Annotated in this window: 40 protein-coding genes and 1 pseudogene; 3 read left to right on the top strand and 38 right to left on the bottom strand. The window is 57.9% G+C overall.

Going from position 1 to position 25,935, the window contains the following annotated elements:
- The 3 genes and pseudogenes from J3489_RS24925 to J3489_RS24915 form a co-directional block, all read right to left on the bottom strand.
- A pseudogene (locus J3489_RS24925) lies at window positions 1–560 on the bottom strand (hypothetical protein); the annotation flags it as partial.
- A 40-nt stretch (window positions 561–600) separates the two neighbouring features.
- Window positions 601–1,113: a hypothetical protein gene (locus J3489_RS24920; RefSeq protein WP_207002631.1), complete on the bottom strand. Its 513-nt coding sequence runs from the start codon at window positions 1,111–1,113 to the stop codon at window positions 601–603.
- A 216-nt stretch (window positions 1,114–1,329) separates the two neighbouring features.
- Window positions 1,330–2,061, bottom strand: coding sequence for a TraX family protein (locus tag J3489_RS24915; RefSeq protein WP_207002630.1), 732 nt, complete (start codon window positions 2,059–2,061; stop codon window positions 1,330–1,332).
- A 69-nt stretch (window positions 2,062–2,130) separates the two neighbouring features.
- On the opposite strand from J3489_RS24915, the gene J3489_RS24910 reads away from it, so the two are divergent.
- Entirely contained in the window at window positions 2,131–3,993 is a 1,863-nt protein-coding gene (locus J3489_RS24910) for a type IA DNA topoisomerase (protein ID WP_207002629.1), read from the top strand.
- Between the two features lie 152 nt (window positions 3,994–4,145).
- Here J3489_RS24910 and J3489_RS24905 read toward each other — a convergent pair whose 3' ends face one another.
- From J3489_RS24905 to J3489_RS24785, 25 genes are all read right to left on the bottom strand, one after another.
- Window positions 4,146–4,550 carry a hypothetical protein gene (locus J3489_RS24905; RefSeq protein ID WP_207002628.1) on the bottom strand — a complete coding sequence of 135 codons (405 nt, stop codon included), beginning with the start codon at window positions 4,548–4,550 and terminating at the stop codon, window positions 4,146–4,148.
- Between the two features lie 347 nt (window positions 4,551–4,897).
- Entirely contained in the window at window positions 4,898–5,107 is a 210-nt protein-coding gene (locus tag J3489_RS24900; RefSeq protein ID WP_207002627.1) for a hypothetical protein, read from the bottom strand.
- A gap of 43 nt (window positions 5,108–5,150) precedes the next feature.
- A complete protein-coding gene (locus tag J3489_RS24895; protein ID WP_207002626.1) occupies window positions 5,151–5,384 on the bottom strand; it encodes a hypothetical protein in 234 nt (77 codons plus the stop codon).
- Window positions 5,385–5,467: 83 nt separating this feature from the next.
- Window positions 5,468–5,854, bottom strand: coding sequence for a hypothetical protein (locus tag J3489_RS24890; protein ID WP_207002625.1), 387 nt, complete (start codon window positions 5,852–5,854; stop codon window positions 5,468–5,470).
- Between the two features lie 74 nt (window positions 5,855–5,928).
- Window positions 5,929–6,447, bottom strand: a complete 519-nt coding sequence (locus tag J3489_RS24885; RefSeq protein ID WP_207002624.1) for a hypothetical protein — start codon at window positions 6,445–6,447, stop codon at window positions 5,929–5,931.
- 29 nt (window positions 6,448–6,476) lie between these two features.
- Window positions 6,477–6,770, bottom strand: coding sequence for a hypothetical protein (locus tag J3489_RS24880; protein WP_207002621.1), 294 nt, complete (start codon window positions 6,768–6,770; stop codon window positions 6,477–6,479).
- Between the two features lie 119 nt (window positions 6,771–6,889).
- On the bottom strand, window positions 6,890–7,111 hold the full coding sequence (locus J3489_RS38950; protein ID WP_207002619.1) for a ClpX C4-type zinc finger protein: 222 nt from the start codon (window positions 7,109–7,111) through the stop codon (window positions 6,890–6,892).
- Window positions 7,112–7,251: 140 nt separating this feature from the next.
- A complete protein-coding gene (locus tag J3489_RS24870; protein ID WP_207002617.1) occupies window positions 7,252–7,422 on the bottom strand; it encodes a hypothetical protein in 171 nt (56 codons plus the stop codon).
- Window positions 7,423–7,436: 14 nt separating this feature from the next.
- Window positions 7,437–7,709, bottom strand: a complete 273-nt coding sequence (locus J3489_RS24865) for a hypothetical protein (RefSeq protein ID WP_207002616.1) — start codon at window positions 7,707–7,709, stop codon at window positions 7,437–7,439.
- Between the two features lie 15 nt (window positions 7,710–7,724).
- Entirely contained in the window at window positions 7,725–7,934 is a 210-nt protein-coding gene (locus tag J3489_RS24860; protein WP_207002614.1) for a hypothetical protein, read from the bottom strand.
- A 213-nt stretch (window positions 7,935–8,147) separates the two neighbouring features.
- Window positions 8,148–8,657 (bottom strand): GNAT family N-acetyltransferase, encoded by a 510-nt coding sequence (locus tag J3489_RS24855; protein WP_207002612.1) that lies wholly within the window; start codon window positions 8,655–8,657, stop codon window positions 8,148–8,150.
- A gap of 6 nt (window positions 8,658–8,663) precedes the next feature.
- Window positions 8,664–9,449 (bottom strand): P-loop NTPase family protein, encoded by a 786-nt coding sequence (locus tag J3489_RS24850; RefSeq protein WP_207002611.1) that lies wholly within the window; start codon window positions 9,447–9,449, stop codon window positions 8,664–8,666.
- 19 nt (window positions 9,450–9,468) lie between these two features.
- Window positions 9,469–9,903 (bottom strand): hypothetical protein, encoded by a 435-nt coding sequence (locus J3489_RS24845; protein ID WP_207002610.1) that lies wholly within the window; start codon window positions 9,901–9,903, stop codon window positions 9,469–9,471.
- A gap of 72 nt (window positions 9,904–9,975) precedes the next feature.
- Window positions 9,976–10,161, bottom strand: coding sequence for a hypothetical protein (locus J3489_RS24840; RefSeq protein WP_207002609.1), 186 nt, complete (start codon window positions 10,159–10,161; stop codon window positions 9,976–9,978).
- A gap of 28 nt (window positions 10,162–10,189) precedes the next feature.
- Window positions 10,190–10,411 carry a hypothetical protein gene (locus J3489_RS24835; protein WP_207002608.1) on the bottom strand — a complete coding sequence of 74 codons (222 nt, stop codon included), beginning with the start codon at window positions 10,409–10,411 and terminating at the stop codon, window positions 10,190–10,192.
- 36 nt (window positions 10,412–10,447) lie between these two features.
- Window positions 10,448–10,975 (bottom strand): hypothetical protein, encoded by a 528-nt coding sequence (locus J3489_RS24830; protein WP_207002607.1) that lies wholly within the window; start codon window positions 10,973–10,975, stop codon window positions 10,448–10,450.
- Between the two features lie 7 nt (window positions 10,976–10,982).
- Entirely contained in the window at window positions 10,983–11,159 is a 177-nt protein-coding gene (locus tag J3489_RS24825) for a hypothetical protein (RefSeq protein ID WP_207002606.1), read from the bottom strand.
- A gap of 11 nt (window positions 11,160–11,170) precedes the next feature.
- Window positions 11,171–11,386, bottom strand: a complete 216-nt coding sequence (locus tag J3489_RS24820) for a hypothetical protein (protein WP_242540275.1) — start codon at window positions 11,384–11,386, stop codon at window positions 11,171–11,173.
- 129 nt (window positions 11,387–11,515) lie between these two features.
- Entirely contained in the window at window positions 11,516–12,085 is a 570-nt protein-coding gene (locus tag J3489_RS24815) for a hypothetical protein (RefSeq protein WP_207002605.1), read from the bottom strand.
- A gap of 44 nt (window positions 12,086–12,129) precedes the next feature.
- Window positions 12,130–12,540: a hypothetical protein gene (locus J3489_RS24810; RefSeq protein ID WP_207002604.1), complete on the bottom strand. Its 411-nt coding sequence runs from the start codon at window positions 12,538–12,540 to the stop codon at window positions 12,130–12,132.
- A 505-nt stretch (window positions 12,541–13,045) separates the two neighbouring features.
- Complete coding sequence (locus J3489_RS24805) at window positions 13,046–13,297, bottom strand: hypothetical protein (protein WP_207002602.1); 252 nt, start codon at window positions 13,295–13,297, stop codon at window positions 13,046–13,048.
- Between the two features lie 12 nt (window positions 13,298–13,309).
- Complete coding sequence (locus tag J3489_RS24800) at window positions 13,310–13,528, bottom strand: hypothetical protein (RefSeq protein WP_207002600.1); 219 nt, start codon at window positions 13,526–13,528, stop codon at window positions 13,310–13,312.
- Window positions 13,529–13,825: 297 nt separating this feature from the next.
- Complete coding sequence (locus tag J3489_RS24795; RefSeq protein ID WP_207002599.1) at window positions 13,826–14,041, bottom strand: hypothetical protein; 216 nt, start codon at window positions 14,039–14,041, stop codon at window positions 13,826–13,828.
- Window positions 14,042–14,236: 195 nt separating this feature from the next.
- Window positions 14,237–14,533 (bottom strand): hypothetical protein, encoded by a 297-nt coding sequence (locus J3489_RS24790; protein WP_207002597.1) that lies wholly within the window; start codon window positions 14,531–14,533, stop codon window positions 14,237–14,239.
- Between the two features lie 30 nt (window positions 14,534–14,563).
- A complete protein-coding gene (locus tag J3489_RS24785; RefSeq protein ID WP_242540274.1) occupies window positions 14,564–14,791 on the bottom strand; it encodes a helix-turn-helix domain-containing protein in 228 nt (75 codons plus the stop codon).
- A 215-nt stretch (window positions 14,792–15,006) separates the two neighbouring features.
- On the opposite strand from J3489_RS24785, the gene J3489_RS24780 reads away from it, so the two are divergent.
- The gene (locus tag J3489_RS24780; protein ID WP_207002595.1) at window positions 15,007–15,348 is read left to right on the top strand and encodes a hypothetical protein; all 342 of its coding nucleotides are present in this window, start codon (window positions 15,007–15,009) and stop codon (window positions 15,346–15,348) included.
- Window positions 15,349–15,413: 65 nt separating this feature from the next.
- Entirely contained in the window at window positions 15,414–16,070 is a 657-nt protein-coding gene (locus J3489_RS24775) for an SOS response-associated peptidase (protein ID WP_207002593.1), read from the top strand.
- 676 nt (window positions 16,071–16,746) lie between these two features.
- On the opposite strand, the gene J3489_RS24770 is transcribed toward J3489_RS24775, so the two are convergent.
- The 10 genes from J3489_RS24770 to J3489_RS24725 form a co-directional block, all read right to left on the bottom strand.
- Window positions 16,747–17,940 (bottom strand): carbon-nitrogen hydrolase family protein, encoded by a 1,194-nt coding sequence (locus J3489_RS24770; RefSeq protein WP_207002591.1) that lies wholly within the window; start codon window positions 17,938–17,940, stop codon window positions 16,747–16,749.
- Window positions 17,937–18,269 carry a hypothetical protein gene (locus tag J3489_RS24765; protein WP_207002589.1) on the bottom strand — a complete coding sequence of 111 codons (333 nt, stop codon included), beginning with the start codon at window positions 18,267–18,269 and terminating at the stop codon, window positions 17,937–17,939. Before J3489_RS24765 ends, J3489_RS24770 begins: the two co-directional genes overlap by 4 nt.
- A gap of 3 nt (window positions 18,270–18,272) precedes the next feature.
- Complete coding sequence (locus J3489_RS24760; protein WP_207002587.1) at window positions 18,273–18,581, bottom strand: DUF3717 domain-containing protein; 309 nt, start codon at window positions 18,579–18,581, stop codon at window positions 18,273–18,275.
- Window positions 18,582–18,604: 23 nt separating this feature from the next.
- Window positions 18,605–20,095 carry a hypothetical protein gene (locus J3489_RS24755; protein WP_207002585.1) on the bottom strand — a complete coding sequence of 497 codons (1,491 nt, stop codon included), beginning with the start codon at window positions 20,093–20,095 and terminating at the stop codon, window positions 18,605–18,607.
- A gap of 29 nt (window positions 20,096–20,124) precedes the next feature.
- A complete protein-coding gene (locus J3489_RS24750; protein WP_207002583.1) occupies window positions 20,125–20,625 on the bottom strand; it encodes a hypothetical protein in 501 nt (166 codons plus the stop codon).
- Window positions 20,626–21,393, bottom strand: a complete 768-nt coding sequence (locus tag J3489_RS24745) for a hypothetical protein (protein ID WP_207002581.1) — start codon at window positions 21,391–21,393, stop codon at window positions 20,626–20,628.
- Window positions 21,394–21,415: 22 nt separating this feature from the next.
- The gene (locus tag J3489_RS24740; protein ID WP_207002579.1) at window positions 21,416–21,859 is read right to left on the bottom strand and encodes a hypothetical protein; all 444 of its coding nucleotides are present in this window, start codon (window positions 21,857–21,859) and stop codon (window positions 21,416–21,418) included.
- A gap of 44 nt (window positions 21,860–21,903) precedes the next feature.
- Window positions 21,904–22,722 carry a hypothetical protein gene (locus J3489_RS24735; RefSeq protein WP_207002578.1) on the bottom strand — a complete coding sequence of 273 codons (819 nt, stop codon included), beginning with the start codon at window positions 22,720–22,722 and terminating at the stop codon, window positions 21,904–21,906.
- Between the two features lie 104 nt (window positions 22,723–22,826).
- Window positions 22,827–24,059, bottom strand: a complete 1,233-nt coding sequence (locus J3489_RS24730; protein WP_207002577.1) for a site-specific DNA-methyltransferase — start codon at window positions 24,057–24,059, stop codon at window positions 22,827–22,829.
- 250 nt (window positions 24,060–24,309) lie between these two features.
- Window positions 24,310–25,173 carry a replication initiation protein gene (locus J3489_RS24725; RefSeq protein ID WP_309491423.1) on the bottom strand — a complete coding sequence of 288 codons (864 nt, stop codon included), beginning with the start codon at window positions 25,171–25,173 and terminating at the stop codon, window positions 24,310–24,312.
- Window positions 25,174–25,935: the final 762 nt, after the last annotated feature.

The raw sequence follows: 25,935 nt of genomic DNA, 5'->3' as shown, positions 1-25,935 counted from the left end.
AAGCTCTCCACCCAAGCGACGGTGACGGTGTCAGGTATCGGTTTGAACGCCTTAGCCCACACACCGGATTGACAAAATAGTGGTAAACCGTTGACATCCCTTGCCTGGCGCCCGGTTTCGGGACATCCGGTACCTTCTGTGACGACGTTCGTCGCCTGAAAATCGTTGGTCCGCATTGTCCCGTTCTGGTCTGCCGCCAGTGGCTGCCACGCCGCCCCCGACCAGCTAAATGCCCTGCCCAGCGTCGTGACCATCCGGGCATCCCCCACCTGGTTCCCCGTGGTCGGCAGGTTTCCGAAGGCCGCCACGGGATCCTTCCAGTATCCAGTCGTGGCTTGGACGATAACCGTCGGAGGCTGCGTAACTGCCGCCTGATTAGGCTTCACCATCGCGGCGGTCGGATTCGCAACCATGTTCATCGGGTTGCCGTTGGCATCGAGCAGCGTGATGCTGCCGTCGTTTTTCGCCGTGTTCGCCGGAACCTGATGCCACCAGGCGTCATCGGCCAATGCCGCGCTCGACAACGCCAACATAAGAACAACTGTGAACACTCTACGCATGGTCAAATCACCTTTAAATAATGCATAGTTAATTGTACACTCACCACACCACAAACAACAATGCACAGCCACCCGAATGAATCGAATCCAAATCGCGCTTGCGATAGCGCTTCTGACAGTCGCTCGCCCTGCTCTCCCGGACCCGCTCAGTGACTTGCGGTCGTTTTCTGCGCCGCTCGCACAGCTTTATGAGAGCAATCCCGCCCAAGATGCCCAACTGCGCATTTACGCTCGCAGCCAAGACTTCACCGATCCCCATGAGGAACTTGCGGTCGTCACGCACGAACTCATCCACATAGCGAGTGCCGCGCACGCCGGTTACTGGGTACATGGTACGATCTACGAAGGCTATGGACGCACCTACTGGACCGGCATAGAAGCGGGCGACGTTGAAGCTACTGCCGGTGAGCGGGATCAAATGGCCGCGATCCTGAACAACTACTGGGAGCGCAATCCAGCCAACGATCTCGGAAACGTAATCGACGAACTGAACGCCTATAGCGAAACAGGTGGATTCGTCTGCAAGTACGCCCCCGCTCGGTCTGGCAGACAAACCGGGCCGCTCCTCGGCCATCTCACTTTGGCCAACGCGTTCCTCCGAGCGTTCCGAGTACGAGCGCCTCAGCGATACGCTGAGCTCCAGGCAAACCCCGCGACCCGAGGGATACTCGGCTCCATGGTCCAGCAGAGTTATCGAACGCTCGCGAACTGCGGAATTCGGAAAATCGGCCATCAGGAAGAAATCAAGTCGTTTATGGGCTGGTAGTTTTCACCAGTGAAAACGGACGACAAGCCACAGCAACCAGAGGTGCGATGCATAGGCGATGTACAGCACTCCCCGCGGCAAAAACCGCCGCATACCCCGCGCGACTCCGGCCGCCGATGAAAAGATCAGAGCGACGCTGACAATCAACACAATGCTCGGCCAATACGACCCCAGCACGATCAACAAAAGCGCGACGAACCCGGCAGCAGCTGGCACGCTTCCCTTGCGGAACACGCTCATCGCGCACAGCATCATTCCCAACCCAAACCACGCATAGGATGCCCTGCTTAGCAGGATTCCTCCCGCACTCAACAAAATCGCTCCACCAATCAACCCCCAGGGCGAATCGCGCATCCAAAGTCGGTCAATCGCCCATGCGATTGGAAACGCGGAGAGAATGCTCAGGCACACCGGATCATCGTGCACTCCCACGAACATCGACGAGAAGGGAAACTGCGCGGCCACGCCCCAAACTAATGCCTCCGTTAGGAACCGGCGTGGACGACGGAGATGGTGAACGCTGTTGTATGCGAAGGTCCACGCAAACAGAGGAAAGGCGAGCCTGCCCAAGACAGTCAGAGCCACATACCGTTCGTCGAATAGCGCCTTGTTCATGTGGTCCGCAATCATCGCTACGAATGCGATGCACTTCAGCAGATCAAGTTGCCCGTCCGATATCCAAACGAGAGGCAAAGAGATTCCACGGCTGGGCTGGCCCGAAGTTCTGGTCGTCATGAATAGTGCGTAAGTTCGGTTGATCTTGCATAATCTGTACAACACTAAACATTGTATGTCTTATTTGCGATGCCACGCACCCTTTTGATAGTCGACTCGGAAGCGAAGGCGTTAAGAATCCAACAGATCCTTGGGGCCGATTACCTCGTCGCCGCCACCAACGGACACATTTGCGACCTGCCAGTCGACGAGTTGGGCATAGATACGTCGACCTTTTACCTCGCATACAATCTGACCGTTCGTGGGCGGGCAGCCCTCGCAAGACTGCGGACATTGCTGAAGCAGTGCGACAGAGTAGTAATCGGCACTGAGCCCGACAAGGATGGCGAAGCACTGGCCTGGCACCTAGTGACGCGCCTGCGCCTGAAGAAGCCTCTCCGCGCTCGCTTCACCGAGATAACTGACGCGGCCATCCGCGAAGCCATCCAGGGCAGCGCCGGTATCGAGTACAACCTTGTCCATTCTCACCAGGCGCGTCGAGGAATAGATCGCATGATCGGCTACACGCTCAGCCGACCATTAGCCGCGAAACTCGGTCGCAAAGGGTTATCTACCGGACGTGTCCAGGTCGCCGCAAAGGCGCTTCTGATTGAGCACGAGCGGTTGATCCGAAGTCACCGCGCCTCGCTATTGCACTCGGTCGAACTTCAGTTCGGGCAAGGCGCAGACCAGTGGGTAGCCCGCTGGAATCCGCATGTAGGTGCCGCGTCCAATACTCCCAGCCTGACCGGCAACGCACTCATGGCTGCAGACCGCGTTCGAGCAGCCTGCGCGGATCGAGCCGCGGCGAAACGTGCGGAAGCTGTCAGGACGCTAGGCGTAACGTCCTATGGCGCGAAACAACGACTTCGCGTCCCACCACCGCCCCTCACGACATCAACGCTGCAGCAGCAAGCTGCGCATCGCTGGGGATACGACCCAAAGCAGACGATGTCGGCAGCAGAAGCACTATTCGAAGCCGGACTGGTGACTGTTCCCAGAACCGATCAGACGTCCTTGCAACGCCATGTTGTCGATACCGTGCGCGACGTCGCTCAAGCACGCGGACTGCCCTTACCTGCGAAGCCCAATCGCTTCCCGGCGCCGGCGGCAACCCTCGAGGCGAGCGAAGCAATTCGGCCCACCGACCTGGCGATCGAATCGGCCGGCATCGACGAGCACCAGCAAAACATATATCGGCTCGTCTGGCTGCGAACGATTCAATCACAACTGGCACCGGCCCTTTATGACGTGCAGGAAGTGAATCTTCTCGACAAAGGCGAGACCGGCTTCGAGTTCAAGGCCATTGGTCGACAACTGGTCGATCCAGGCTTTCTCGAATTTGCTCGAGAGACTGGCGCCGGCATTCCCGACGATCCGGAGGACGTTGGCGACGAAGAGGCTCCTCGGCTACCCTGCCTCACGCGCGGCACCGTGATCCATGCGTCCGCATTTCGTACGGATTCGTCGGCGAGCTCGCCACCCAAGCGGTACACCGTGGCGAGCCTTGGCAGGAAGCTCGAAATGCTAGGTATCGGACGACCCGCCACCTACGCTGTGATCTTCGCCACCCTTCTCAACCGCGGGTATGCCGTGATCAGAGATGGATACCTGTATCCCACGGCCACCTGTGAAGCTGTCTATGACGCGCTACACCCTGTATTCAGCTATACCGATCTGCGCTACACGCGGGAAATTGAAACCGCTTTAGACGCGATCGCGCACGGCCGCCGCAAACACACGGACCTGATGAGAGAAGTTTGGGGAAAGCTGCAAGCGGAGCTACCCACCTTCGAAACCGCGGAGCTCCGCACCCGCCTTCCGCAAAGCGAAGTCAAGCCATGCCCCGAATGTCGGCGCAACATGGATCTCGCGATCGGACCATACGGTAAGTTCTGGTCGTGCAGAGGATTCACCGCAGACACGCCTTGCACGCATACCGAGTCAGCTTAGCCAGGCGCGAATAGCGGTCCTTCGACATTGCTTATAGCCAGAGGAAATAGTACGATCCCCACACCATTGCGTTGTGCCAATCGCGCCTCGGCGAAGTTGGCAAATGGCAGCCCAGAGCGCCCACTCTGGGCTTTTTTCATCCTGCCAGCTTTTCAGAGGCTTCGCGCGCCGTCCAGATGCGCCATTATTGGACCCTCACTCGCCACGGGAATTTCCTCGCCGTTAGTGAGAAGTACACGCAGAACGCCACCGGCAATGTCGGTGGGCAGCACATAGGCAATGCAGTTCAGCCGGACGTAGCTGGTTCGTTCGTGAGTTTGATGAGGGTATCGCAACTCAACCTTGATATGCGGTCCAAGGATTTCAAGCAGGCTCGCAAGCGGCGCTGTAGAGAACGCATCGGCGCTCTTTGGCGAACCAACTGGCGTTGACAGGGTGATTCGACTCGACGGGTCATCGACTCGAGGAGTGACGCGAACGATCGCCTCAGTCGCGACGTACGTATATCCTTTGGGGGCGAGTGAGGTGCTACCGGAAGGGAGTTTCACGAACGGCATAGCTGTTCCATTTTCTTATGCTGGCTGGCTTCCGGCCAGCGTGCGGGGCGCGATCGCGCCGAATGTTTTCCGTGTCTCTACCGCTCACCATCCGCCAAGCGGGCTAACGCCCGAAAGCCAAAGCGAAAGCTTCAGCACCGCGAGAGCTGCGTGCGACGCTTCAACTACCACCAGGCGAGTGCGCTGCCGCCCTCTCTTCGCCGTGAAATGCGCCATCGTGTAGTGAAATCCATTGCCTTTCACCGCAGCCTCAATCGTGGCAGTGTGCCGCGGCATAAAAATCTTTCGTGCCAATTGGTGCCCCGTTTTCCCTTGCGCCGGCGCGGCCGGCTTTTCCGCTGTCTCGGCTAGTCGATCATGCCGTGATACTGACCGACGGCAACCACAGCCTCCACAAACCGCTTTGCAGTGGCTCGATCCATAATGACCATCTTGCCGTCGACAGTCAGGTAAATGCTGTCCTCGTTGTAGAACGATGAGCGACCTAGCTCAACGTCGAGCGTTGCCTTGGCGCCTTGATCGCGAATCGTCTCTTCAAAGTACATCGTTGTTGCCATGCCTTCCTCCTGTCCTCGTTTCCCGGTGCACCAACCGGCGCGACTAGTTGCGCGCGATGATGTCATACGCGCCCCGCAGATTCGTCTGGGTCTGCGCGAGCTTTTCGCGCAGACTTCGGTTCTCGTTCACGAGGGCCCTGTAGGCTTCCTCACTGCCCTCGATTTCAGCCGCTGCGTCGAGCATTACTTGCTGCACAACCGGGCGCAGCTTGAGAGCACCCTTGTGCGCCAGATCGCGCAATCGCGCTGGCGTTTTCGATTGGAACTCGGCAGGCACTTGGCTCACAGCGTTTTCCGTTGAGTTAGGCGCGACGGCGCACGGTGCCGGCAATCAAAGATCGGGCGCGCCTTACGAAGGGTTCAGAGTTTCTTAAGTTCTAACGGCCCGAACAGCATAAACGCGAAGTAGCCAGTCTTCGTCGTAAATGGCCCGTCGCCCCAACCCTTCGGCACGTGGATCAATGCGAACGAATTAGTTTGAATACCGTCGACGGGCACATCAATCGTATGCTTGGTCAATTGTTCGAGGTCTGCTTTGGTAAACGGCTTAACCGTGGCTGAGATGGCCACCCAGTTCCCGGAGTGGTATTCGGAAACCGAGTAACTGTCGCCAGCAGACTCGACCTTCAGAAGTGGCGTTACTTTGCCGTGCTCTTCAACGCCATACGTACCAGCGATGCTGTCGGCGTTGTTATGACACGCAGCCACACACAGACTCAGAATCCCCGCGTACACGATCTTCTTCATTTTTTATTCCGATGGACAACTCACACGGCGGCCGGCCGGTACGGGGCGCGGTGCGCCTATCGCTTTTCCTTTGCCTAACCGTTGAAATCCTGAACTGCGGCGATCAATTGCACGACCAGCCCTGACACCAGCAGAATGAGTCCAAACGCCTGCGTTCGCGACGATAGCGGACGACGTCGTTCTGCCTGTGGCGAAACGACAGCGAAGTCTACGACCGTCAGCACGAGCACCGAATAGGCGAAGAATGAGAGGGAAAACTTTGCCGTGATCGCGGCTGACGGTCGGTCGTAACCGAGACCAGCACCTACTAGAGCGCCTATCGGAACGATCGTATGCGCCCAGATGAGGACACCCCCGACCCAACGAATCATGAATTTCTTCAGGTGATCACTTTGCGCGACCATCTCAGACAGGACCACTACACCCACAAGGCCGTAGACGATCCCCGCGATGTTAAGCAGCTTGTACGGAAACAGTCGCTGGTATCCTGAAAGAACATAGCCGAGCGTCGCACCAACGCCGAGAAGCACTGCTATCAGCGCTCCGAGCGTTAAGTTGATGCGTCGAGTGCCCGCGTTTCCCGGTGTCGTCACTATGCTTTTCCGTAGCTCTATCCCTGCCGCTAACTGCGCTCTTCGCGATTCAATACCTCATCGCGGATCTTTGCTTTCTCAGAATCCGTCATGTCGCCACGGTCCTCCGGTTCGACCGGACAAGCGAGCTTCCGAGTCTGATCGAAGATCCCGGCGACCGCGTCAGCATGGCGCGCCCAGCCCAACCTGTAACCCATCGTCAGGGCGGCACGCACACGCTGCTCGACCAAATTGCCTGTCACTGCGCACTTGCACGAGGCGAGCAGACGATCAATATCACGTTCCTCGATCGATTTTCCTTGCGTATGCCGCGATCGATTCATGATGTTTTCCGGCTTTGTTCCGATGCCGCCTTACGTTCATCGAATTTTCGTCGGCGCTTCGCTTCGCCCATGATTTACCTCCAAGTCAAGCCCAGCTTTTCATCCACGTGTGTTGTGGCTCATCGCTTCCCAATGGCCTTCGCCGCCAACGCCTTGGCCGCGCTTACTATCTTCGGCAAACGTTCCGTTCTCTGCGCGCGGCGCTCAGCGACGATCTCGACGCACGTATCTATGCATTCATCGCATATCGTCGCATCCGCAATGCCGCGAACGAGCAGCTTCGCAACATGCTGGCTGTTTCCGCAAAAGTCGCAAAGCAAAACATCATTGGCGCTTTTCATCGTTCACCTTGCGTTTTCCGGTCCATTTTAGGAATTGTCCGATTCCTCATCGGCGCTCACCACACTATGCTGTTTATTCTCGACGGCGTGAATTGCCTCCCCGTCGCTTTGCCCCGAGCAGCAACGGGGCTCTTTTCCACTCAGTGTTGCGATTCGGCCCACTCGCGAGCCTGCTCATTCAGGTCGGCGACGGCTCGATGCGAAAGCAGCACTCGCACATCCGTCGTGCCAATGACGATAAAGTCTTCAGCGATTTCGTTGCATCCTGCGGCTTCGAGCATCTTGACCGCAGCCTGGGAGAGTTTGGCCATGCTTTTCCCTTGTCTCAGTTCGATGCCGACAGCGTGGCCGGCATCGGCATGTAGCTGCGGCATCGACGTTTCGTTGCGCAGCTCTCGTCTTCAAGGCCAAGCTCTTTCATCTTCGCCTCGCACAGATGCACCTCGCCGCGCTCTCCGTTGCCAAACGGCAACTCGGTGACAACTCGCCTTGCACACGCCCCGCACTGGCCCAAGTGGGCCTTGATGAACCCGGAGTAGCCTTCGGGCAGTATCGGGCTCATCAGGTATTTGACCGTGGCGTGGTAGCCGTTGCGCATCGCACGTTTCCGTGTTCAGATCGAGGCTGCCGAATCCAGCCGGTTGTTCATCCGCGTCAGGGACGCAACGCTGTTTTCGTGCAGCAGACTCCAGTTGTTGACGGCAATGTCTTCCGCATGCAATTCGGCGAATCCGCGAGCGATCAGAGCTGACACCGCCTCATTCACCAGGTCACATTCAGGTTGGCTGAAGCCTTCCATACATTCATCGTTCAACGTGAGCATGCGTTTTCCTTGGTCACTTCCCCGCGATGTCGCGGGCATAGCAATACAACTTCGAGTGGCTCGCCGCTCGACAGTCGTGCCACCGGCCGAGGCCTGTCCAGATTGAACCGGCGATCGCACCAATGATGACCGCGACCAGCAGGCACAGGATCAAAATGGACTTCATAAGCCCCGGACCCTGATCGCCTCGCCGGCTGTTGTGATGCTCGGACCTCACGATGATTCTCCAGCGTTAGGTGACCGCAGCGGCGCACGATAGATCCGCCACGCCGGCCCTTTGGGCAGATAGTCGAACCGGGCGATCTCGCCAAGGTGCCGAAATCCGAGCTTGCTGAAATACGGCACTAGGTCGGTATCGCGGTCGCTCGGAATCAGTTCGATGATCTCCTGCGCACCCGGATACTTGTTCGCCGCGAGCAGTCGCACGGCGTCGAATGCAGCACGCGAGAGCCCTCGGCCGCGCATCGACGGCGTGATCCCATGCCAGCACGAGCCTACGGCAGCATCGTCGTACCGGTAGAAGCCGGTGATGCCGATGTACTCGCCCTCAAACTTAATGGCAAACGGGTGATCCGCCGAGGCATTGATATCGCTCCCGCCATCCTGGAACAACGCGTTGATTTCGTCACCGCGTTTCGGCCAGATAGCGCGCACTAGTGGAGCCAAGTAGGCCGGCTGATTGCCAACCGGCGGCAGGGCTTCGAGTTCGATCGCCGAGTTCATGTTTTCCTATGCAGACTGAGTCAATCCGGTCAAAATCGATTTTTCGAGCGCTACTTGATCTGGCTCTCTGGCAGCGCTACAGGCCCGCTTCCAACGCTCATAAATTAGCCCTTGAACGATGTCTTGCTCGTAGCGCTCCCATTCCATTTCGGTCGTACGGACCCACATCGAATTAAAGGGCGATCGCGCAAGAAATGCGCCGTACTCTTCCTGATACGCTTGCTCTTCCTTCACGAAAACTTCGAGATCCCCCGGCCCACCGCTCCACCACTCGGCAGGCCGGGTGCCCTTCGTATGAAGCAATCGATCCCGGATCACCCAGTCCTCGTTTCCCAGCGGCTTACCCTCGACGAGCAGCAGCACGTGGTGTACACGAAAGCCGGAGGAAGAAATCGCTGCCTCAATGTACTTGATGTGATCCGCCGGAAGTAGGTCGTAGCTCTCGTACCATCGGTCGACCAGCACAACGTTCGCGTCAGAGTCCATCCAGCGGGTCAGCGTCGCCAGCGTATGGTCCACGATCTCCTGATGGACTGCTGGGTCGGTACATCCGGCCGCGATGTTGCGCCGGTCCAGATCACGGCTAAACGCACGCTCAGCAGCCCGGTCGGTATCGGGGGTATGCGGATCGTAATCGACGGTACCGATGACCTTGCCGCCGTGCGTCGCAATGCGCGCAGCAAGGCGGTTCGACAAGGTGGATTTGCCAGCGCCGCAAATGCCGACAAAATGCACGATGTCGCGAGACGAATTCCAGAATTCAGTCTCAGTGATTTTTGGGGAAGTATTCACGCTTTTCCGATCCGTTGATCTACGAACGCGATTTGGTCGCTTCGTCAATAAGAGCCCCGGCTGCTACGCCTCCTGCACCGAAGAGTATCCATAGCGGGACACCAATGGCCCCGCCGAGCGCCGCAATACCTGCTCCTTCGCCCCCAACTACAGCCGCTGTTGCTAACGCAGCAGACAGACCAATCCTCGCGGCCCAGCTTCTTTCGTCCCATCCGAGACGCTTAATCTCGAAGCCTATCGCCGCGATGAACGGCAGGATCGCCTTCGAGCGGTGCGTCAGCGCAATTGCGTGCTTCATCTTCTCCGCTGGGCTCAAATCACCATCCCGAATAGCAATTAGCTGCTTTGCCCACTCAGCGAGTGCCAGTCGCTCTTCGGCATTCGCTCGTTCTACCACTTTGACGATCAGTGCTCGCGTTGCCGTGTCCGCAATTGGTTTGTCTTCCGTTGTCATCCCCCGGCTCCTTTTGGCTGTTATCCCCGGCGACCGGCCGTGCGGGGCGCAGATCGCGCCAAGTGCTTTTCCCTATTGCGGATGTTCCGTGTTGGGGGCATCAGGGTCCGGCACGGCCACGTAGCGGTGCGCCTCCCCTCGAATCGCCGCACCGCGATTGGCTTGACTGACTAACTCACGCGCTAACCGCTGATCCGTCACGTCGTTGCGCACAAAAACGCGTTCACCGTTCGCCTCGATAATCCAAATTTCGTACACGTCGAGCCTCGCGCTTTTCCCTTCGGCCCTACTGCGCGGCATGCTTGTCAACGAGAGCCTTGATCGACTCCTGAACCGTCGAGTTAATTACTCCGCCTAGCCCCCTTCGTTCGGCAAGAGCAACGACGGCCTGAGCGATAGAATATCGAGCATCCGCGCGTCCTTCCTCGCAAATGGCTACTACGGTCCCGTCTGATTCGAGCTTCGCCACCAAGGTGCGGCCGTTCACGAAAACTGTGAGTGCGTTCATCTTGTTATCCTGTGTGCCGTCATCAGCTGGCTTTTCCTAGATGTTGATCACGAGACCATCTTCGGTGCGAATGTACCGCGTTGGCTCGTGCCCGGTTGTTTCTCCGACCGAGACAAAATCATCGATCATGCGATGGACCGTTTCGTGGGTCGAAGCCGGGATCGTCAGCCCATCCTCGCAATAGGAGTTAGATAACCAGACACCTTCGACATCGGCCTGTGCGAGCAAAACGAGTTGCGTAAACGCGTAAGTCATGGCAGGGCCACCGGAATAGCTCGTACTCCAATATCGCGTGAGGTAGCCGATTTCGTAGAGACGACCATCGAGCTGGGGAGCGCCGAGCAGCTTGCTGGTCCGCGCGTTGGATCGGTAGTTCAAGTCGCCGTTGTCGCGAACGTCCGCCATCAGATCTGCGTCGTCAACTGGCCGCAGTCTCTCGCGGCCTTCGGTGAAATCACTAGCAGGCAAACCAACCCTGTTCGAAAGGATTTCGGCGATCGAAGCCAGCCTGTCGGCAGACGGCTGACTTTTGAACAAAACAAAGAGGTGGGCAGTGATACTCATCGTTTTCCTATTCGTGGCCGCGCAGCTGCTCAAGCGAACCATCGAGCACATCAGCTGCGCTCGCGTGCAGCTCTGCCGTTGCATCGTCCAGCTCAACACCAGAGGGCATCTTGCGTGACTCCGCGACGTCCCGCAGAGCGTTAATCGCGAGTCGCAGCGCATCCGCAATGGTCAATTCGGGCATGGCAGCTTTTCCTATTCGACGAAAGGAATGTGCTTCCCATCCCTGGATTGCATGCCGATTTTCCCCTCGCTTTCCATCGCGTGTTCTAGCGTGACCATTGCTTCTGCAACGGCGTCCGGTTCACCACTTAATGCGAATACCGTATCACCGCATGACGGGCAAATTCCAGCGAATCCCGCGCTGATTCCACGCATACCGCGTGTATCCACCACCTCGAATTCACCCACTGAAGCCTTGCACGACCCGCATACGAGATTTGCCGGTCGCAGCGCGTCCACACTTTTGCCTTCGCTTCCGCGACACGTTGCTCGCGTGATCCTCGTTGTTTTGCCTGCCCCATAGTTTTTTTCCTTGCGTCAGACGTTGGCAGCTGTGTACTTCGCTGCGTGCAGCGCAAATACCGGATGAACCGCATGGTTTCGTCGGAATGCGTCGATCACCTGACCTACGATCCAGCGCGCGATCTGCGATTTCGAAGGCGCCGGATTCTCGCCAGCGACCGCGGGCATATCGAACCCGCCCCGGTCCAGCAATGCCAAGCGGCCGATCCAATCTACAAGCCGGGACTCAGTGCCGATATGAGCGGGAAGCTCCGCTAACAACGTTTGGAGTGCGAGAGCTTCAGCGGCTTCACGCTGCTCACGAGCCACTTCCGCAGCCTGTCCTTCGGGACTGGCACGATATGCTTCCGCGCGTCGCGTGACCTCATTTTTGTACGACGCGACAACCAGACCGGCGATCATGGTTTCTTCCACACGGATATTCATGCCGTTGAATTCAAAGAGCACCACTGCGTGCTCTGCTTGCGCCAAAGCTACGGCCGCGCGAGCAACGTCCTCGATCGACTCGCCTGCATAGGCCGACACGACTACGGTCCCGTCAGCGGGCCGGGAGACAATTTCGATGGGGCTATTTGTCGTCATCACGTTGTTCTCGTCTTGTTGCGCGGCATGAGCCGCTTTTCCGATCGTTACTTGGACAGCACCGTGCCGAGCAAAGCGCCTGCGACAAACGGCGTGAAGAACGACCCGGAGCCTTGCTCAGCAACTTGAACCGGGCGACCGGCAGAACGGGCCAATAGGTCATTCTGCTCCTGAAGAAGCCCGATTTGCAGCGCGAGTAGCTTGTCAGTGCCCGTCGGTTCTTCGATGCCAACAGACCGGCAAATGCGCAGAATGCTGGCCTCCATTTCCTCCTGCCGGCCTGCGGTCTTTAGGGTGTTCATGAACTCAACCATCTGGCCGCGAGTAGGCTTTGTGCCCAGGAACTGATCGAGCTTTGCGTTCAATGCTTCCGACTTGCCGCAAATCTCGCGTGCACGGGTGATCTGCTCCGGCCCGGCAGGCCGACTCCCCAATTCTTGCAGCTTTGCTTCGCTCATATCATCCAGCTCCGTTCCTGTTTTCTGTTTTCCTTGACGTTACACCGGTGTCGGATTCGACTTCGCCGCGCGGCTGCGATCGCCGGCGTCCCAACGCTCCAGGTGCTCTTCGCACTCGCTGCAAACGCCTACAGCAGCCGCGTAATCGACTCGTAACCACCAGCATCCGGACTCGCACGCTTGATAATCGTGGCAGCCGCAGCCGATGCAGTGCGCTACACCTGATACCTGACGGAATTTCATGTCAACGCTTCCTTATGACGATGTTCCTGTGCGCCGGCCTGGCCAGCTTTTCCTGTTCAGTTCCAAGTCGTTTGAATCGTGGCCCGAACCACGTCACGCAAACTGACGCCAGTTGCGAGAATGTGATCGTCAAACGGGTGCCGCGCTTCCCTCGCTACAGCGTCTCGATTCGCCAGACTGGACCTCTGATGATCCTGAATATCGCGGACTGCCGCCAGCACACGGTCAAGACCGTCCCGATAACGGTCAGGGAAAGTGCGCGTCATGTTGCTTTGCCTTGTTTCCAGTTCTGCGTGATGAAAGCCACCCAACCGCCGAGCAAGACAACCGTTGGGATTGCCCCTAGAGCGGGCAGCGTCACGACCGAAACCCACTGCAGGGGAGGCCATGTTCCGATCGAAAGGAGCTTTAGCAGCACGCTGACGGCAACTACAGCCGGAGCGAGCCTGATCCACATACCGAATGATGCCGCGAGCCAGCGGCGCGAAAATGAGCGTGTGTCTGCACGATCCATAGCTTTTCCGTCCTATTTGCAGAAGTACGTCAACGCGGCGAAAACGCCTTGCGCCAACGCGCCGACCCCGCCCGCGATGACAGCAGCGTTGAGCCACCAATTCAAGCGCAGCGGCTGTTCCGTCACCACACGCTCCCCGTTGACGTACAAACGCCCTTTCTCGTCGATTCCAATGGAGACGTGCTTGCCACCTTCCTCGAATTCGGTGTTCATCAGCTCGCGAATCGCCATGGCAGCTTTTCCGTTGGTTCCGCACCGTTACTTACGGTTAGCTCGCGCTATCGCTACACGGGCCATCTGGTTCGCCATCCTGCGCTCGTTGCGTTTTCTTGCCTGATTCCTATAGAGAGATCGTGCCAAATCGAAAACGCAAATACCGAGAAAGATTATCCCGATAAGTCCGATAGCTGCACCGCTAATGGATCGGCCTGCTAGCAAATCATGAACGTCAATCGCAGAGAATCCCCACCCGGCAAAAGCCACTCCCAAGGGAAGCAGTAGATACAAATCAGGCATGATCTTTACCGATTAGCTTAAAACGCAGTTCATACGCCCACGGATGGCGTGAGCCGCATCTTGCCTCGTCGGGAATCCTTGATTCGCAAGATGACCATCCATCGCCTCTGCTGCCCAATTGTTACTCGTACCGATCACGAAGCCCAGAACCACCCCAGAGTCGGGATGAAGTATTTGGAACCGACCTTCGCCGACCTTCTTGAACTTAAATGCGATGCGTGTTGCCATTGTGCCTCTCCCAAGCATCTAGCGTGTTCCGCTATCTTGGCGCCCACCGTAGCGGGCGCGGTTGTTAAGAGTGGCAAGCGATATAGCGCTCGCAGCGCTCGCGCGTTCCCCAGTAGACCGAACGCTTGTAGTGCAGGACGGTGAACAGCGCTTCCGTGTACTCGCGAATTTCGTACATCGTCATTCCTTTCTCGATCAGTGAATGAACTTGACGAGACCCACAATAAGGGCAGTCATGGCGAACATCGTGCCGATATACCACTTGATGAGGTCCGCTTTCGTTTCTGCGAGCTTGGTCGTCAAATTGGCTTCGAGCACCGCCGCGTCCTGCTTCGTCGCGATCTGGTTGTCGATGATTTCACGCAGCGCGTGCGTCTGTCCCTTGGCTTGCTCGGGTGTGAACCCGGACGCTTCGAGCTTTTCGGCGTAGGCGAGCGTGTCAAAAACGATGGCTGTCATGGGGTATTTGGGTAGCTCGTGAGGATGACTCATTCTATCTCCCCGCACTTACAAATGCAACTCCTATGTTGCATTTGATTGGACGGAAGAAACCAGCCCGCGATATGCGTCTGCCTCTTTCGGCGGGACCACCTGGCCGGTCTTTTCGTAGCGGCCAATCTGCTGCCGCGTAAGGCCCCAGCGCTCGGCAAGCTGGGTTTGATTCAGACCGGCCTTTTTGCGCAGCGCTTGTGCGTCTTCGCCATAAAGCACGTCGGTTTCCTTCATGGATTTACACAGCAAATGGAACATGGGTGTTCCAAATCATAGCGCATCCTGGGGTCCGACCGTACGTCTTTTTGCGCCCGCTATCCTGCGTCGAACGGCCGACGAGATCCATGCGTGACCTAAGAGGGTCTAATTGGTATCTGATTGCTATTGCGGTGCAATATCTCACTTTGTTTTGCGAAGACCTAGACTGGACGTGGTTTCGCCGGGGGCCGGCGAGCAGCTGATCGGGCCTTGGATTGCTGCACAAGCACATCGATGGTTGCGTCGCACCTCCGTTTTGCCGGATACTGTGTTTTTATACAGCTATCGGGCGAATGATGTCCCGGCTTCCCGATTTTCGACCGCCAACCCATGAGGAGATGCGCGCCCTGTGGCGCGCGCATCTCCCAGGTAGCGACGTGCATCGCCTGCTGCTTGAGATCGTGCATTTGCGCCAGGTCCTGGTGGAGATCGAGGGCCTGCGCCAAGCCATCGATCGCGCATGGAAAGAAGAGTTTGACGGCCAGCTTGTAGGGCTCGAGGTGCTACGCTGCCGATTGCAGGAGGAGCGCGTACGCCTTGGCATCTTGGGCCGGTAAGGAAATCCGTTTGCCGATCGATGTTGCGTCCGCGTCTGTGATGACTGTTCCCAACGGAGCCCGCCTTGTGTACTAACTACGCCGCCGCGCGCCGTGCGACGTTCGCCAAGTATTTCGGCGTCGAACCGCCCACCACCGAGTGGCCCGATGAGATCTACCAGGACTACCTGGCGCCCATTGTGCGCCCCGGTGCCGGCGCGCGTGAGGCTGTCACGGCGACGTTCGGCATGGTGCCGAAGGGGAAGTTGCCGCAGGGCAAGCACTACAGCACGATGAACGCGCGCGCGGAGACGGTTGGCGAGAAGCCGACTTATCGCGGCGCCTGGGCGAAGGCGCAACGCTGTCTGATCGCGGTCGACGCCGTGTATGAGCCGAACTGGGAAACCGGCAAGCACATCCGCTACCGCATTGGGCTCGCCTCGGGCGAGCCGTTCGCGCTCGCGGGATTGTGGCGCGCTTGGCCGGGTCCGGAGGGCGAGGCGATCTCGTTCACGATGCTCACGGTCAATGCCGACTCGCACCCGTTGATGCGGCGCATGCACAAGCCAGGCGACGAGAAGCGCTCGGTCGTGATTGTGCGGCCGGACGACTACGACGAGTGGCTGAACGCCAGCGACCCCGAAGTCGCCCGCTCGATGCTCACGCTCTATTCGGCCGAGCGTATGGCCGCGGAGCCGGCTCCCAAACCGCCGCGCGCTGCGGCCGTCATTGAAGACGTTTGAGTGCATTGCGGCGCAAGCCGTGGCGCAACGCCAATTGTTCAAATTACGCGCGTCACGATCGCACCGAGCCGCACCGGATCGCTGTCTACGATGCGCTTGACGGCCAACAGCTACTCAAGCCGAGCAATCGACGGATCGTGTCCAGATCGGTGCCGTTGCGGCGCAACTGAACCGCGCAGGTTCGGCGCGCGGCGGCGCTGGCCGACCCGCTCTCGATCCCCGCCTGATGATGCAAATGGCGAATGATGGCCGTCAGGCTTTCGCACGAGTAGCCGATCTTACCGGTCGACGTATGGCGACGCGTGAACAGAAAGTGTGTGCCGGCGGCCGTGAGAAACAGAGGACCTACGCCGTCTAGCCCGCGATACGCCTGTGGCCGGGCCGTGACGCCGTGCCCGCGCTCTAATATAGGCGCTTTTAGATGGCCCATTCTGATGCAGTTTTGCGCGCATCTCGCCAAAGCTGCCCGCCAACGCCCGAACTGGCTCAGGTCCTCGGAAAAACTGCGGAGCACCGTCCACGTGACAAATCACGCATCGGAATGCCTTCCCGCCATTCCGTGACGAATCATACTTTTCGTGTACTAGGTGAGGCACCCAACCGTTTTCACCAGTGAAAAACCGCCCTGCGGAAGTGGGCCACAACACCCGTCGTCGTCTCCGCCGCTATCGCGAACTCACTCGTTTGTCGCATCAACGACAGGCAATGAAAACAGCCTTCCCCATGACGCGAAGGTTGCCCGCTGGATTGCAGGTATTGACGTGCCTTGAGCCCACCAAACGTTTGATGCGCCGATTAGCACGTCCGGATCATGCAATAGACTGACTACCACCGGCCATACAAGCAACTGCTCATAGCAGACCAGATAGGCAACCCGCCGCCCGCGAACTGACGCAATTCCACTGCCACCCCAATCGGCGACGATATGGCGATCCGACGCCCAGGGACGCCACATACCTAGCGGGACGGGAACGCGCTCTGCCAGCGTGAGATCCTGATCCCGGCCAATTGAAAATAGAGCGTTGACGCGTCTGCGCCCATCAAGTGACTGTTCTGCGCCAACAAGCACCGTCACGTCGTGTTTGCGCAGTAGGTCCTGGTAAGGGAGCCAGTAGTTTTTGTTGATATCCCAAGGCCCTCCAACCGCTTCCGGAAGCACGATCACCTGTGCTCCCTTACGCGCAACCTTGAACGTCAGATCTTGTAACGAGACGAGTGCCTCGTATCCGTCGCTGCGACCCACATGCGTGTCGACCCCAACCCAACCTGCCGGCATCGGTGCAGGCGAGGCAATTATATTCGCCGTGACACTTACTACCGCACACCCCGCGAGCGACGCGACCGCCAGCCGCCCTCTCGCCAACAATCGCGCGAAGCTCGAAAACATCCTGCTGCCCACAGCAAGAGCCACGAATGCAACCACAGTAAGCACCAGTCCGACCCAGCCAAGCGCCGGGAACAACACTCCGACACCGGCAATCGGGCTCGCCCAACCAATGAGCCCAACAGGTGGGAGGCTTACCAACAGCAGCGCCATAACGGTACGCAAACTCAACCGGCGGCGCCCCCAGCATAGCGCCCATACAGAAGCCAGCACGAGACTCGGCGCGATCCAGATGAAGGCCCCCCAACCGAGGGACCTTGATGCGCCAGAATCCACCCCGGCGAAAAAGACGCCGCCGCCGTGAAAAAGGCCCCTGCCCGCGAGAAGGTAGTAAAGCGCCATAGCAAGAAAGGCGTCCCTGCGCGACTCAGCCATCCCCCAACTGACTGCTACGAGCACTGCAGCGCCCAAGCCCCACGGCGTGCCGCCGTATCCCCATAAACCTGCAATGGCAGATCCAGCCAACAGCAGAATCATCCGCTTCATTTACTCTCCAATCGAACGCGTACACGCCGCTTCACAGAAGCCACGCTTTTAATCCGCGAAGTGAGGCTCGCCACCTCTGCCCGCAGGAACGCCAGCAGTACTTCTTGCCCTGCCATCGAGGTTCCATCACCTTCGCTCGCTTCAGCCATCAGGCTCACGATGTCCGCCTTGCAAGCAGCGAGCGTCATCCGCAATAACTCGATCTCGCCCGTCGCCGCGCGATCCCCTTCCCCTTCACCCATCAACGTCTCACATTGGGTCAAGGCAGAAAGCCAGGTCTGCAGGGACATCACCGCGTCATCGCCGGCAATGCCACCGAGCGAGGCCACGGCCTACTCCTCAGCTACAACCGGTACGCTTCGCACGCGCCATCGAACGAAGGCTTCTTGCTGTTGCTTGGTGAGTTCGGAGAACTCCCACAGGTGACGCTTCGTGTGAATCATCAGGGCGTAGACAGTGGCCATCTCGCTTGCGTCGACGCTCAGCGCAACCTTTGAACTTGTTGAAGCCGCGGCACCCACATCTGAAGCCACCGACACCGCTACGCGACCCAACACCTCATTGCACCGGTTGATGGCCACCTCGATGCTCGCGATGTCGACCCCCTCGGACAGCGCAGCTGGCTGCTCAGTCATTTGCATGTCAACCACCTCCTCAAGTGAGTTCAGGAAGGAAGCCCGCTATGGCGAGTGCCATTCAGACGCCCTGCATGCGAGAGTCCAGCCGGTTGCACCGTCAGGCCGTTCGACTCGATCTCAGCGACCCGTCGCTCCAGGTCGGCCCCTTCGTTCTGAACAGCGAAGACCTGTTCCAGGGCGAAACGCAGTGGAGCCATGAAGCCGTCGAGGATCTTCTCCTGATCGACGCTCAGGTTGCCCGAAGATCGCACGCGCTCCCCGGTTTGCTGCACCGGTTCACTTTCCGCCGCCGTTGCATCGCTGACCGCTCCAGGCGCGCCAGCAGGCGTCGGTTCCACTACTTTCGAAGAGCCATCGCTTTGTTCAATCACCTCATTCGGACTCGGCGCTACAAACTGTTCGAGCACGGTGCCAACAACGCTTGCGTCGCTTTGCCAAAGTCTCGAAATCACGCCACCGAGTCGCCCAATGAGCATTTCAGTCCATTCGGGCGGTGCATTGTCTTTGGAAAAAACGATGAAGGCGCCGTCGACGACCACACCGTATTCTTGGTGCGCCATCACGTTATAGTCCTGGGCAAAACCGAGGTCCGCGAGCTTCGCAGCCTTGCGGTTACCAACGTGAGCAATGACGATGGCGTCGAGAGGTAACACAGCAGCAGCAAAGCGATTCATCTGGGGTTCGCCTCCAGTCAATTGTCGAACGAGTGCGATCAGCTCCGACACCTGAGTACGGTAGTCCTCGTTAGCGCGCAAAAGGAAATCAACAAGCGCATTGCCGTTCGCCGGCAAGCCATCCCGCGAAGCAGGCGCAGCGATCGACGGCGCGAAGTGGCGAGCGCCCTCTGCGTGCGGTGGCAAGGCTTTAGCCTCAGCAACCGGCGCCAAAACGTCGCGAACCGGCTCCGCGTGGGACCGAGCGTGAGCGGGAGCATCTTCCAAAGAGGCCCGCGCGACCGCGTCGGTGCTGACAGCAGGACCGGAAGTCAACGGGACAGCCGCATCCGCTTTCGTCTCGGAAGCACTGTTGGATAGATCCGAAATACGAACAGACGGCTCGTCGCCCGCAGCCGCACCACTAGCCGCGTGGCCGGCAATAGCCTGGCGCAACCCTTCTACTTCTCCCTCGGTGCCTGTAACTCCCGCGGACAGTTCCAGGTCATAGGATGCCGGAATGAAGCTCGCGAACTCGTGTAGCTTGTCTTCGACATCGCCCGTGCAGTAGAGCGATGCGGTTTCCCACTCGAGATTCCGCAATACGAGGAACAGGTCGCTGTAGGAAACGCGCAGTTGCGCCTCGTCATCCGAAAGATGGAGTGCAAGAGCTTCACCATCGCACGTAACCAGCGTACCGCTTTCGATGTGGCGAAACTCAAGGTCGTCGCTGCTCGTCTGATCCTCGAAACCGCACGTCAGAAAAGCGCGCACAATGAACCGTTCGTCCTTGGCCGGTTGATTGTCGGTACGATGCAAGACTGCTGCGTAGTCTGGGTAACTATCGACGAGTTGATGGGTCATATGAAATCTCCAATAAATAACGACCCGGTCTACCGAGTCAACAGGTGAAACACAAACGCTCCGACAATCGAACAGCCGACCGCGACACCGCACAACGCGCCGACGAAGCCGGCAGACAGTCGCGTGCCGCCCTCGTTCACCGGCGCAGGACGCGACTCTCCAGCAGCCTGGATGAACATAGGCGCCAACTGCGAGATAAGCCCTTTGGCGACAATCGTGGCTTGGTCTTCCAACGTCGTTCGATGGACGGCAATCGCCTTGTCCACTGCTTCGTTGATCTTGGCTGGGACGTCGTTGAAGAGGTGTTGATGGACAGCCAGGAGAACTATCACCATGACGAGTGGATCGTCGTCGGACACGCCATACGTGTCCTGGATCTTCTCCCAGTGAACAGCCTCATCTTTGGTCAACGAACGACCAAGAAGGCGCTCAACGGCAGCGACGAGACCGCTGCCCGGATGCAGTGGAGCAGGTGCCGGCGCCGAACCTGAAGCAGGGGCGGCAGCTGCCTGAGTAGAAGGCGACGCCATTTAAATGATTCCTTGTTTTAGATTCGAGCCGTCTTCGTAGATGGCCCCGTAGAACGCCTCATGAACGGCGCACAGCCAGTTCTGCACGCGCTGACGCGACAGCGCTCGCGGCGTAATGACATCCCGATCGGCACGTGACCACTTCAGTTCGACGTAGTCCTGAGGCATAACCTTTTGCCACTTGATGCGGTCGAGCTCGCCAGCGGACAAATTGGGAAAATCAATTACCTGGTTGTATTGGTCCGCGTAATGTTCATTGAACACCTTGAAGCGATCGCCACCTCCGAAATACAGGTTGCGAACCGGATACAGCTTTTGAAACCGCTCCGCCAGAACGGGCAGATACTGCAAACCATCTTCCACCGGACTCATCACGAAGACGAACTTGAATTGCACTTCGAGATCCGTGGACAAACTCTCGGTGCACTGAAGCGTACTGTCAAACCAGCCCATCAGTTGATCGTCTGCGCCGTCGGGCGTATTGATCACAACGTGCTCGGTCACTTTGAGGTGACTGAAAATGACCCGGAAATACTCGTCCTCCGTCATGCTCTGCGCGCTGTCTGGACGCAACCGCCTGAAATCGAGCGTCCTCGACGGAATCTTGCGCATGCAAAGGCGTTGCACGTCTGGGGTCCGGCCGTCGCCGTCGATGACCGAAACCTCGTTCTCACCGCATTCGTTGAGAAGGGTCTGCGCCAAACCAAGGGCGACAGCGCTCTTTCCAACGCCTCCCTTGTTACCTGAGACCATCCAAACCGTAGGCATCGACGTTCCTTTCTAGATCGACTTAGGATGGCCGCGAAGCCGACCCCGAGTTCAAAACAAGCACCGATTTTCCGGCACCGACACCGCCCAGCGTCATGCTATGGCCCACCCGCTTAAGACAAGCACTCCGCAGTTCATACAGCACTGCGATTCCGTCATCCAGACGAACGATCTTGGAGGCTCGCGCGAACGACTCTGCCGAGTTGCCCTTAAACCCGGTCGTCGGCTGCCTGTACCCTTCGAAAATAGAAATCAGGTGATCGCATTCCTCCGCGACTCGCTTCGCATCATCGTTAGCGACTGCTTCGCCCAGTCCGTCCATGTGATGCAGCGAATCAGAAAGCCACATGACATCCAGCGGCGCATCGGGATCGTAAAGACTCTCGTGGTTGTACGCACTCCTGAGACGCACAGCGACGCCCATATGGGCAACCCACGTCAGCAATTTTCCAAGCTGCTCTACCATGACTTCCTCGCTTTCACTGGTGAAAATGCCCGACTGACGACGGTTTAAAGCCCGACGAATTTCTGGACGGCCTTCATCGAATCTTTGACGTCGAAATTCACGTAGGTCTCCAACTTGAACTGTTCGCTGGGGAGAAGATTGAAGGCCTGAGGATTCTGAACAGCGCGGCTCAGCGGCATGACGCCCGTCGGATCCGCGAACAACTTCGAAGTCACCCGCAAGTGCAGCGCCGGCAGTGAGATGGTCAATGCAACACCACGCAATTCCAGATCTGCCTTCAACGGGGACTCGTCCCAAAGAAAGAACATCGAAGGGTCACCAAAGATTAAGTTCCGCACTACGACGATTTTCGAGACATGCTCGCCCAGCGCTTTGTAAGTGTCGTATAGCAGGTTCACGCTGTCGGCGAACAGGTTGATCGTCCAGAACATCACGACTTCGGGCTTACCCGGCACTTTAAGTTTGAGGAACCGGCAGAAATCCACGAACTCCTTTTGCATCGCCTCGCCGATCCCGGCCGGTAACGAGATCGCGATGTGTTGGTCCGGATGCGCCTTGATGAAGTCGATCACATCCATCCACCCATCGTCGCGCCGCAGGTTGATCATCTGGCAATCGGTAACCCCCTCAAACACGCGAATCACGTCGGGGTTTCGCGTGTCCGCTTCGATCACAGCCATCGGCACGCCAGCCGCTAACGCACTATCGACGAAGACGTGATGCGAGAAGGACTTCCCGACGCCACCCTTGTCGCCATGAAACAGAAAAACCCTTTGATCGAACGTCGTTGTCGGTGCAGCCGCCATAACCGCTGCAGCGACCCCGCCCTCTTCGTCCACCTTGACCGTATTTGCCTTCGCCATTTCCTTCTCCTGTTGATTGAAAAAATTAAACTACTTTAATGCGACTACGACTAACCGAACGCCACGCTATCGAAAACCTCATCAAATTGGTCAAATGCCTTCATTCAACAAAAGGCATCGCCTACCTTCGGATTCATCCAAAAATCGGGGTAGCCTCTGAATCGCTCTGCAGCCGCCCGGACATATTGAATAATCCATTCCGTCACAAGCCATCGGCGCCCGAGCTCCTGCGCTGCAACGGCCGTTTTCAGCGAACCGCCGAAAAGGTCAACAACGAGATCATTTGGCTCGGAAAGGAAATTGACGAGAAATCGGGCAATCGACACGGGCATCATTGCCCCGTGCACAGGAAGGCCGAGCCGAATAGCGTCCTGACGGTACTGCAACGTGTCTGAGCAGCGATGACCCTGCTCCAGCACATTCCTTGGGATTGCGCCCGGTGTCGGCTTACCGAACGAACCCGGTCGGACTCGATACGCTCCGTCGCCATATGAAGTCGAACGCGCTTCGCCGCCACGCGCCATCAGTTGAAGATGCCGCTCCGTATGCTGTCCTAGCACCCGGCGATTGTCCGCCTTAACCCGCATCGGGTCGTTCGTGAACCAGTAAATGGGCTCCCACGAAACATTCAACTGCACGCGGGCTTTGCTTGCCCATTGAACAGGCCCCGGCGCCTTTGCGCGGTTGTGCCAGATCAACTCATCCATTTTGTAGAGACCGAGACGTTCACATAGGGCGATCACCAGTCGCTCGCGATAAAGGGAGCGCGCTGGGCTTCCACTTAGAAAACAGTCATTCGAGACGTTGATGCAAACGCTGCCACCAGGCACGAGATTGCAAATAAGAGGCTCAAGCTCCCGACACAAGAAGTCCACGTACTCCTTCTCCGTAGGGTTGCCATATGCCCGCGGCTTTGCCAACGGAAATGGCGGCGACGTAAATACCAATGTGATCTCGTCCTTGAAGCCGTTGAAGACTGTCCGGCACGCCCCCCAAACCGCAATGCCAAGGTTCGTCGAGAACGCCACGAGCGCAACGTCGTTGCACGCCCGATGCAGTTCTTTGCCGGCTCCCTCGGCCAATTGCCAGACGCCTCTCGATCCAGCTGCCCGCGAGAGTACACCCATGTGCTTCAAAGTCTGCTGTATCCAGCGGATTCGGCGTTTTTCTGGCGAATGAAATTGACCGGACTTACCAACGGGCACCCGACGGCCAAGCTCGCTCTCAGGCATGCCGATTTTTGGGGCGATTCGTGCGTAGAGTTCGTCATTCGCCAGAGCGCCGTCCGGCGCGCCCGCATATTCGGCTGCGACCAGCAGTAACAGGTCGGGTTTCATTGAGGCTCACCGTTGGAATTTTCACCAGTGGAAATCGTGGATTCCAGGGGCTTCACTTGAGCGGCGTCCCGATCATGCTCCGGGTCGGAATCCGTCACAATTCGCCAGTCGCGACGCGTCGTCTCCAACACCTTTGCTTGAACAGTTGCCACCTCAGTGTTCACGGCTGCACCCCATTGAGAAATATGCACAGTTTATTGTAGTCTTGTATAGGTTGACCGGCAATGAATTCACGCGAATCAGGTTTCCATCAGCTATCGAGCCCGAGGCGACCCTGCGGATTTTCGACGAATTCGAAGCGCAGCGAATGCACCGCCCGCCCCCGCTTGATTGCCTGCCATTGAATGACCAGGTCGGCTTTGGTGTTCAACTCGGTTACCGCCATATCGACGACGCGGCGCTTGATGTCCGCAAACCGATAGGTTTCCGGGATTTCCAAGACGGCTCGAAGGTCTTCCACAGTAATCAGCAGGATGCCACGGTCGCGCTCGCGCATCAGCAGTTCCAGCAGCCGCCAGGAGTAGATGGACTGCAGGCCTCGGGCAAATTCAAGCTGGTAACTGACAAACCGACTTTTCAGAAGGAAGATGTGCGGGGTCAAGTCAGGCGAAAAACAGATCTCAGCCCAGCCTTCACCATCGTGATAGGTCGCCTTCCACACCCACCGCAGCTGAACGCGCTTTCTTCCGTCCATGTAATTGAGTTTGCGCTCCATCAAGCTCGCGCATGCCTCCTTCAATCCCTGGTAGGCCGCTGCCGCCTGTTTCTCGCCAGACCTGGGAGCGAGCGCCGCGACGGCGGCGAACTCGTCAGCCCTGACTCGCACGGTCACATACCCATCCGCCTTGCCGTGCTGGTATGGGGATTTCTTGCTATCGATGCTTCGCAGCGCAGTCATCATCAACCGCTTCTCGTTGAGCGACAGGCCCTGCTGGGCGTTCACGAGTGCGCGGCTCATGGCAACGGTCCCTTTGACGCGGCCGTCTGCCTCCAACACATCGCCTTCGATCTCCGTGATCTCGATCGGCACGGACTCGATAACATGGATAGCGGAAAACTCCTCCGCAGAACGTTCCGCAACCGCCAGTGTTTCGTCGGATAAGCTCTGTTGCACGCAATCCTCCTATAGGTGACACCCTCCGTTGGTGTCACCTATTATAAAAGGTGACACGAACAGCGCAAGTCATAGATGTGGATAACGGTCGGAATCTGTCACATCCAGACCACATTCCGTCCACGATAGTCCGGGAAACGTCACCGCCAGACCGGGAAACGTCACTTTTCGACGTTTTCGACCGGGCGCAAAGCCTTACTGGGCAACGCTTTCAACGATTTCCACAGACGTTTACAAAAGGTTTTACAAACGGTTCTACGAACTGTCTTATAAAAGAGGCTCAAAAAAATAAAGAAGCTTGAAAGACACCCCCCAACCCCTAAACCCGTCGCCCAGCTAGAGCATCACACTGCAAGCAGGGCCGGCGCACGTCATCTTTCCGGAATCGCCGCTGGTTTTGTCGACAATAGTCGTCGTCAGACCGACGGGAAAGGCCGCTCGGCGTCACATTTGGGCGCGTCAGCCCTTGATTCGGGTCGCCATCCGTCACCTTTCGGCCATGCCAACTGCCGTCCGGATTCCATGAGGATCTTTTCGGGCGATGCACTGGCCGTATAACGTCACATTTCGCATGCGCTTGAGCCCACGATGCCCGCGCGGAGCCGCGTACGGTACCCATGATCGCGAAACGACCGTATGGGCCGGAAAACGTCACCTTAACGCTAAGACATTGAAATGTTTGGACATTTCTCCTGAGCGGTCTGGCCGGAATCTGTCACCTTTCGAGAGTGTCAATCAATAAGCCAATCCGGGCCGGAATTC

Source organism: Trinickia mobilis (assembly GCF_017315705.1).
Taxonomy (GTDB): Bacteria; Pseudomonadota; Gammaproteobacteria; order Burkholderiales; family Burkholderiaceae; genus Trinickia_A; species Trinickia_A mobilis.
The sequence above is the reverse complement of the archived record's forward strand: the minus strand, read 5'-3'. Positions and strand labels throughout refer to the sequence as shown.

Excerpts from the sequence above, each read along its gene's own strand:
- J3489_RS24915 (WP_207002630.1), bottom strand. The coding sequence starts at position 2,061 with ATGACGACCAGAACTTCGGGCCAGCCCAGCCGTGGAATCTCTTTGCCT.
- J3489_RS24910 (WP_207002629.1), top strand. The coding sequence starts at position 2,131 with ATGCCACGCACCCTTTTGATAGTCGACTCGGAAGCGAAGGCGTTAAGA.
- J3489_RS24905 (WP_207002628.1), bottom strand. The coding sequence starts at position 4,550 with ATGCCGTTCGTGAAACTCCCTTCCGGTAGCACCTCACTCGCCCCCAAA.
- J3489_RS24900 (WP_207002627.1), bottom strand. The coding sequence starts at position 5,107 with ATGGCAACAACGATGTACTTTGAAGAGACGATTCGCGATCAAGGCGCC.
- J3489_RS24890 (WP_207002625.1), bottom strand. The coding sequence starts at position 5,854 with ATGAAGAAGATCGTGTACGCGGGGATTCTGAGTCTGTGTGTGGCTGCG.
- J3489_RS24880 (WP_207002621.1), bottom strand. The coding sequence starts at position 6,770 with ATGAATCGATCGCGGCATACGCAAGGAAAATCGATCGAGGAACGTGAT.
- J3489_RS38950 (WP_207002619.1), bottom strand. The coding sequence starts at position 7,111 with ATGAAAAGCGCCAATGATGTTTTGCTTTGCGACTTTTGCGGAAACAGC.
- J3489_RS24870 (WP_207002617.1), bottom strand. The coding sequence starts at position 7,422 with ATGGCCAAACTCTCCCAGGCTGCGGTCAAGATGCTCGAAGCCGCAGGA.
- J3489_RS24865 (WP_207002616.1), bottom strand. The coding sequence starts at position 7,709 with ATGCGCAACGGCTACCACGCCACGGTCAAATACCTGATGAGCCCGATA.
- J3489_RS24860 (WP_207002614.1), bottom strand. The coding sequence starts at position 7,934 with ATGCTCACGTTGAACGATGAATGTATGGAAGGCTTCAGCCAACCTGAA.
- J3489_RS24855 (WP_207002612.1), bottom strand. The coding sequence starts at position 8,657 with ATGAACTCGGCGATCGAACTCGAAGCCCTGCCGCCGGTTGGCAATCAG.
- J3489_RS24845 (WP_207002610.1), bottom strand. The coding sequence starts at position 9,903 with ATGACAACGGAAGACAAACCAATTGCGGACACGGCAACGCGAGCACTG.
- J3489_RS24835 (WP_207002608.1), bottom strand. The coding sequence starts at position 10,411 with ATGAACGCACTCACAGTTTTCGTGAACGGCCGCACCTTGGTGGCGAAG.
- J3489_RS24830 (WP_207002607.1), bottom strand. The coding sequence starts at position 10,975 with ATGAGTATCACTGCCCACCTCTTTGTTTTGTTCAAAAGTCAGCCGTCT.
- J3489_RS24825 (WP_207002606.1), bottom strand. The coding sequence starts at position 11,159 with ATGCCCGAATTGACCATTGCGGATGCGCTGCGACTCGCGATTAACGCT.
- J3489_RS24810 (WP_207002604.1), bottom strand. The coding sequence starts at position 12,540 with ATGAGCGAAGCAAAGCTGCAAGAATTGGGGAGTCGGCCTGCCGGGCCG.
- J3489_RS24805 (WP_207002602.1), bottom strand. The coding sequence starts at position 13,297 with ATGGATCGTGCAGACACACGCTCATTTTCGCGCCGCTGGCTCGCGGCA.
- J3489_RS24800 (WP_207002600.1), bottom strand. The coding sequence starts at position 13,528 with ATGGCGATTCGCGAGCTGATGAACACCGAATTCGAGGAAGGTGGCAAG.
- J3489_RS24795 (WP_207002599.1), bottom strand. The coding sequence starts at position 14,041 with ATGGCAACACGCATCGCATTTAAGTTCAAGAAGGTCGGCGAAGGTCGG.
- J3489_RS24790 (WP_207002597.1), bottom strand. The coding sequence starts at position 14,533 with ATGAGTCATCCTCACGAGCTACCCAAATACCCCATGACAGCCATCGTT.
- J3489_RS24785 (WP_242540274.1), bottom strand. The coding sequence starts at position 14,791 with ATGTTCCATTTGCTGTGTAAATCCATGAAGGAAACCGACGTGCTTTAT.
- J3489_RS24770 (WP_207002591.1), bottom strand. The coding sequence starts at position 17,940 with ATGAAGCGGATGATTCTGCTGTTGGCTGGATCTGCCATTGCAGGTTTA.
- J3489_RS24760 (WP_207002587.1), bottom strand. The coding sequence starts at position 18,581 with ATGCAAATGACTGAGCAGCCAGCTGCGCTGTCCGAGGGGGTCGACATC.
- J3489_RS24755 (WP_207002585.1), bottom strand. The coding sequence starts at position 20,095 with ATGACCCATCAACTCGTCGATAGTTACCCAGACTACGCAGCAGTCTTG.
- J3489_RS24750 (WP_207002583.1), bottom strand. The coding sequence starts at position 20,625 with ATGGCGTCGCCTTCTACTCAGGCAGCTGCCGCCCCTGCTTCAGGTTCG.
- J3489_RS24745 (WP_207002581.1), bottom strand. The coding sequence starts at position 21,393 with ATGCCTACGGTTTGGATGGTCTCAGGTAACAAGGGAGGCGTTGGAAAG.
- J3489_RS24740 (WP_207002579.1), bottom strand. The coding sequence starts at position 21,859 with ATGGTAGAGCAGCTTGGAAAATTGCTGACGTGGGTTGCCCATATGGGC.
- J3489_RS24735 (WP_207002578.1), bottom strand. The coding sequence starts at position 22,722 with ATGGCGAAGGCAAATACGGTCAAGGTGGACGAAGAGGGCGGGGTCGCT.
- J3489_RS24730 (WP_207002577.1), bottom strand. The coding sequence starts at position 24,059 with ATGAAACCCGACCTGTTACTGCTGGTCGCAGCCGAATATGCGGGCGCG.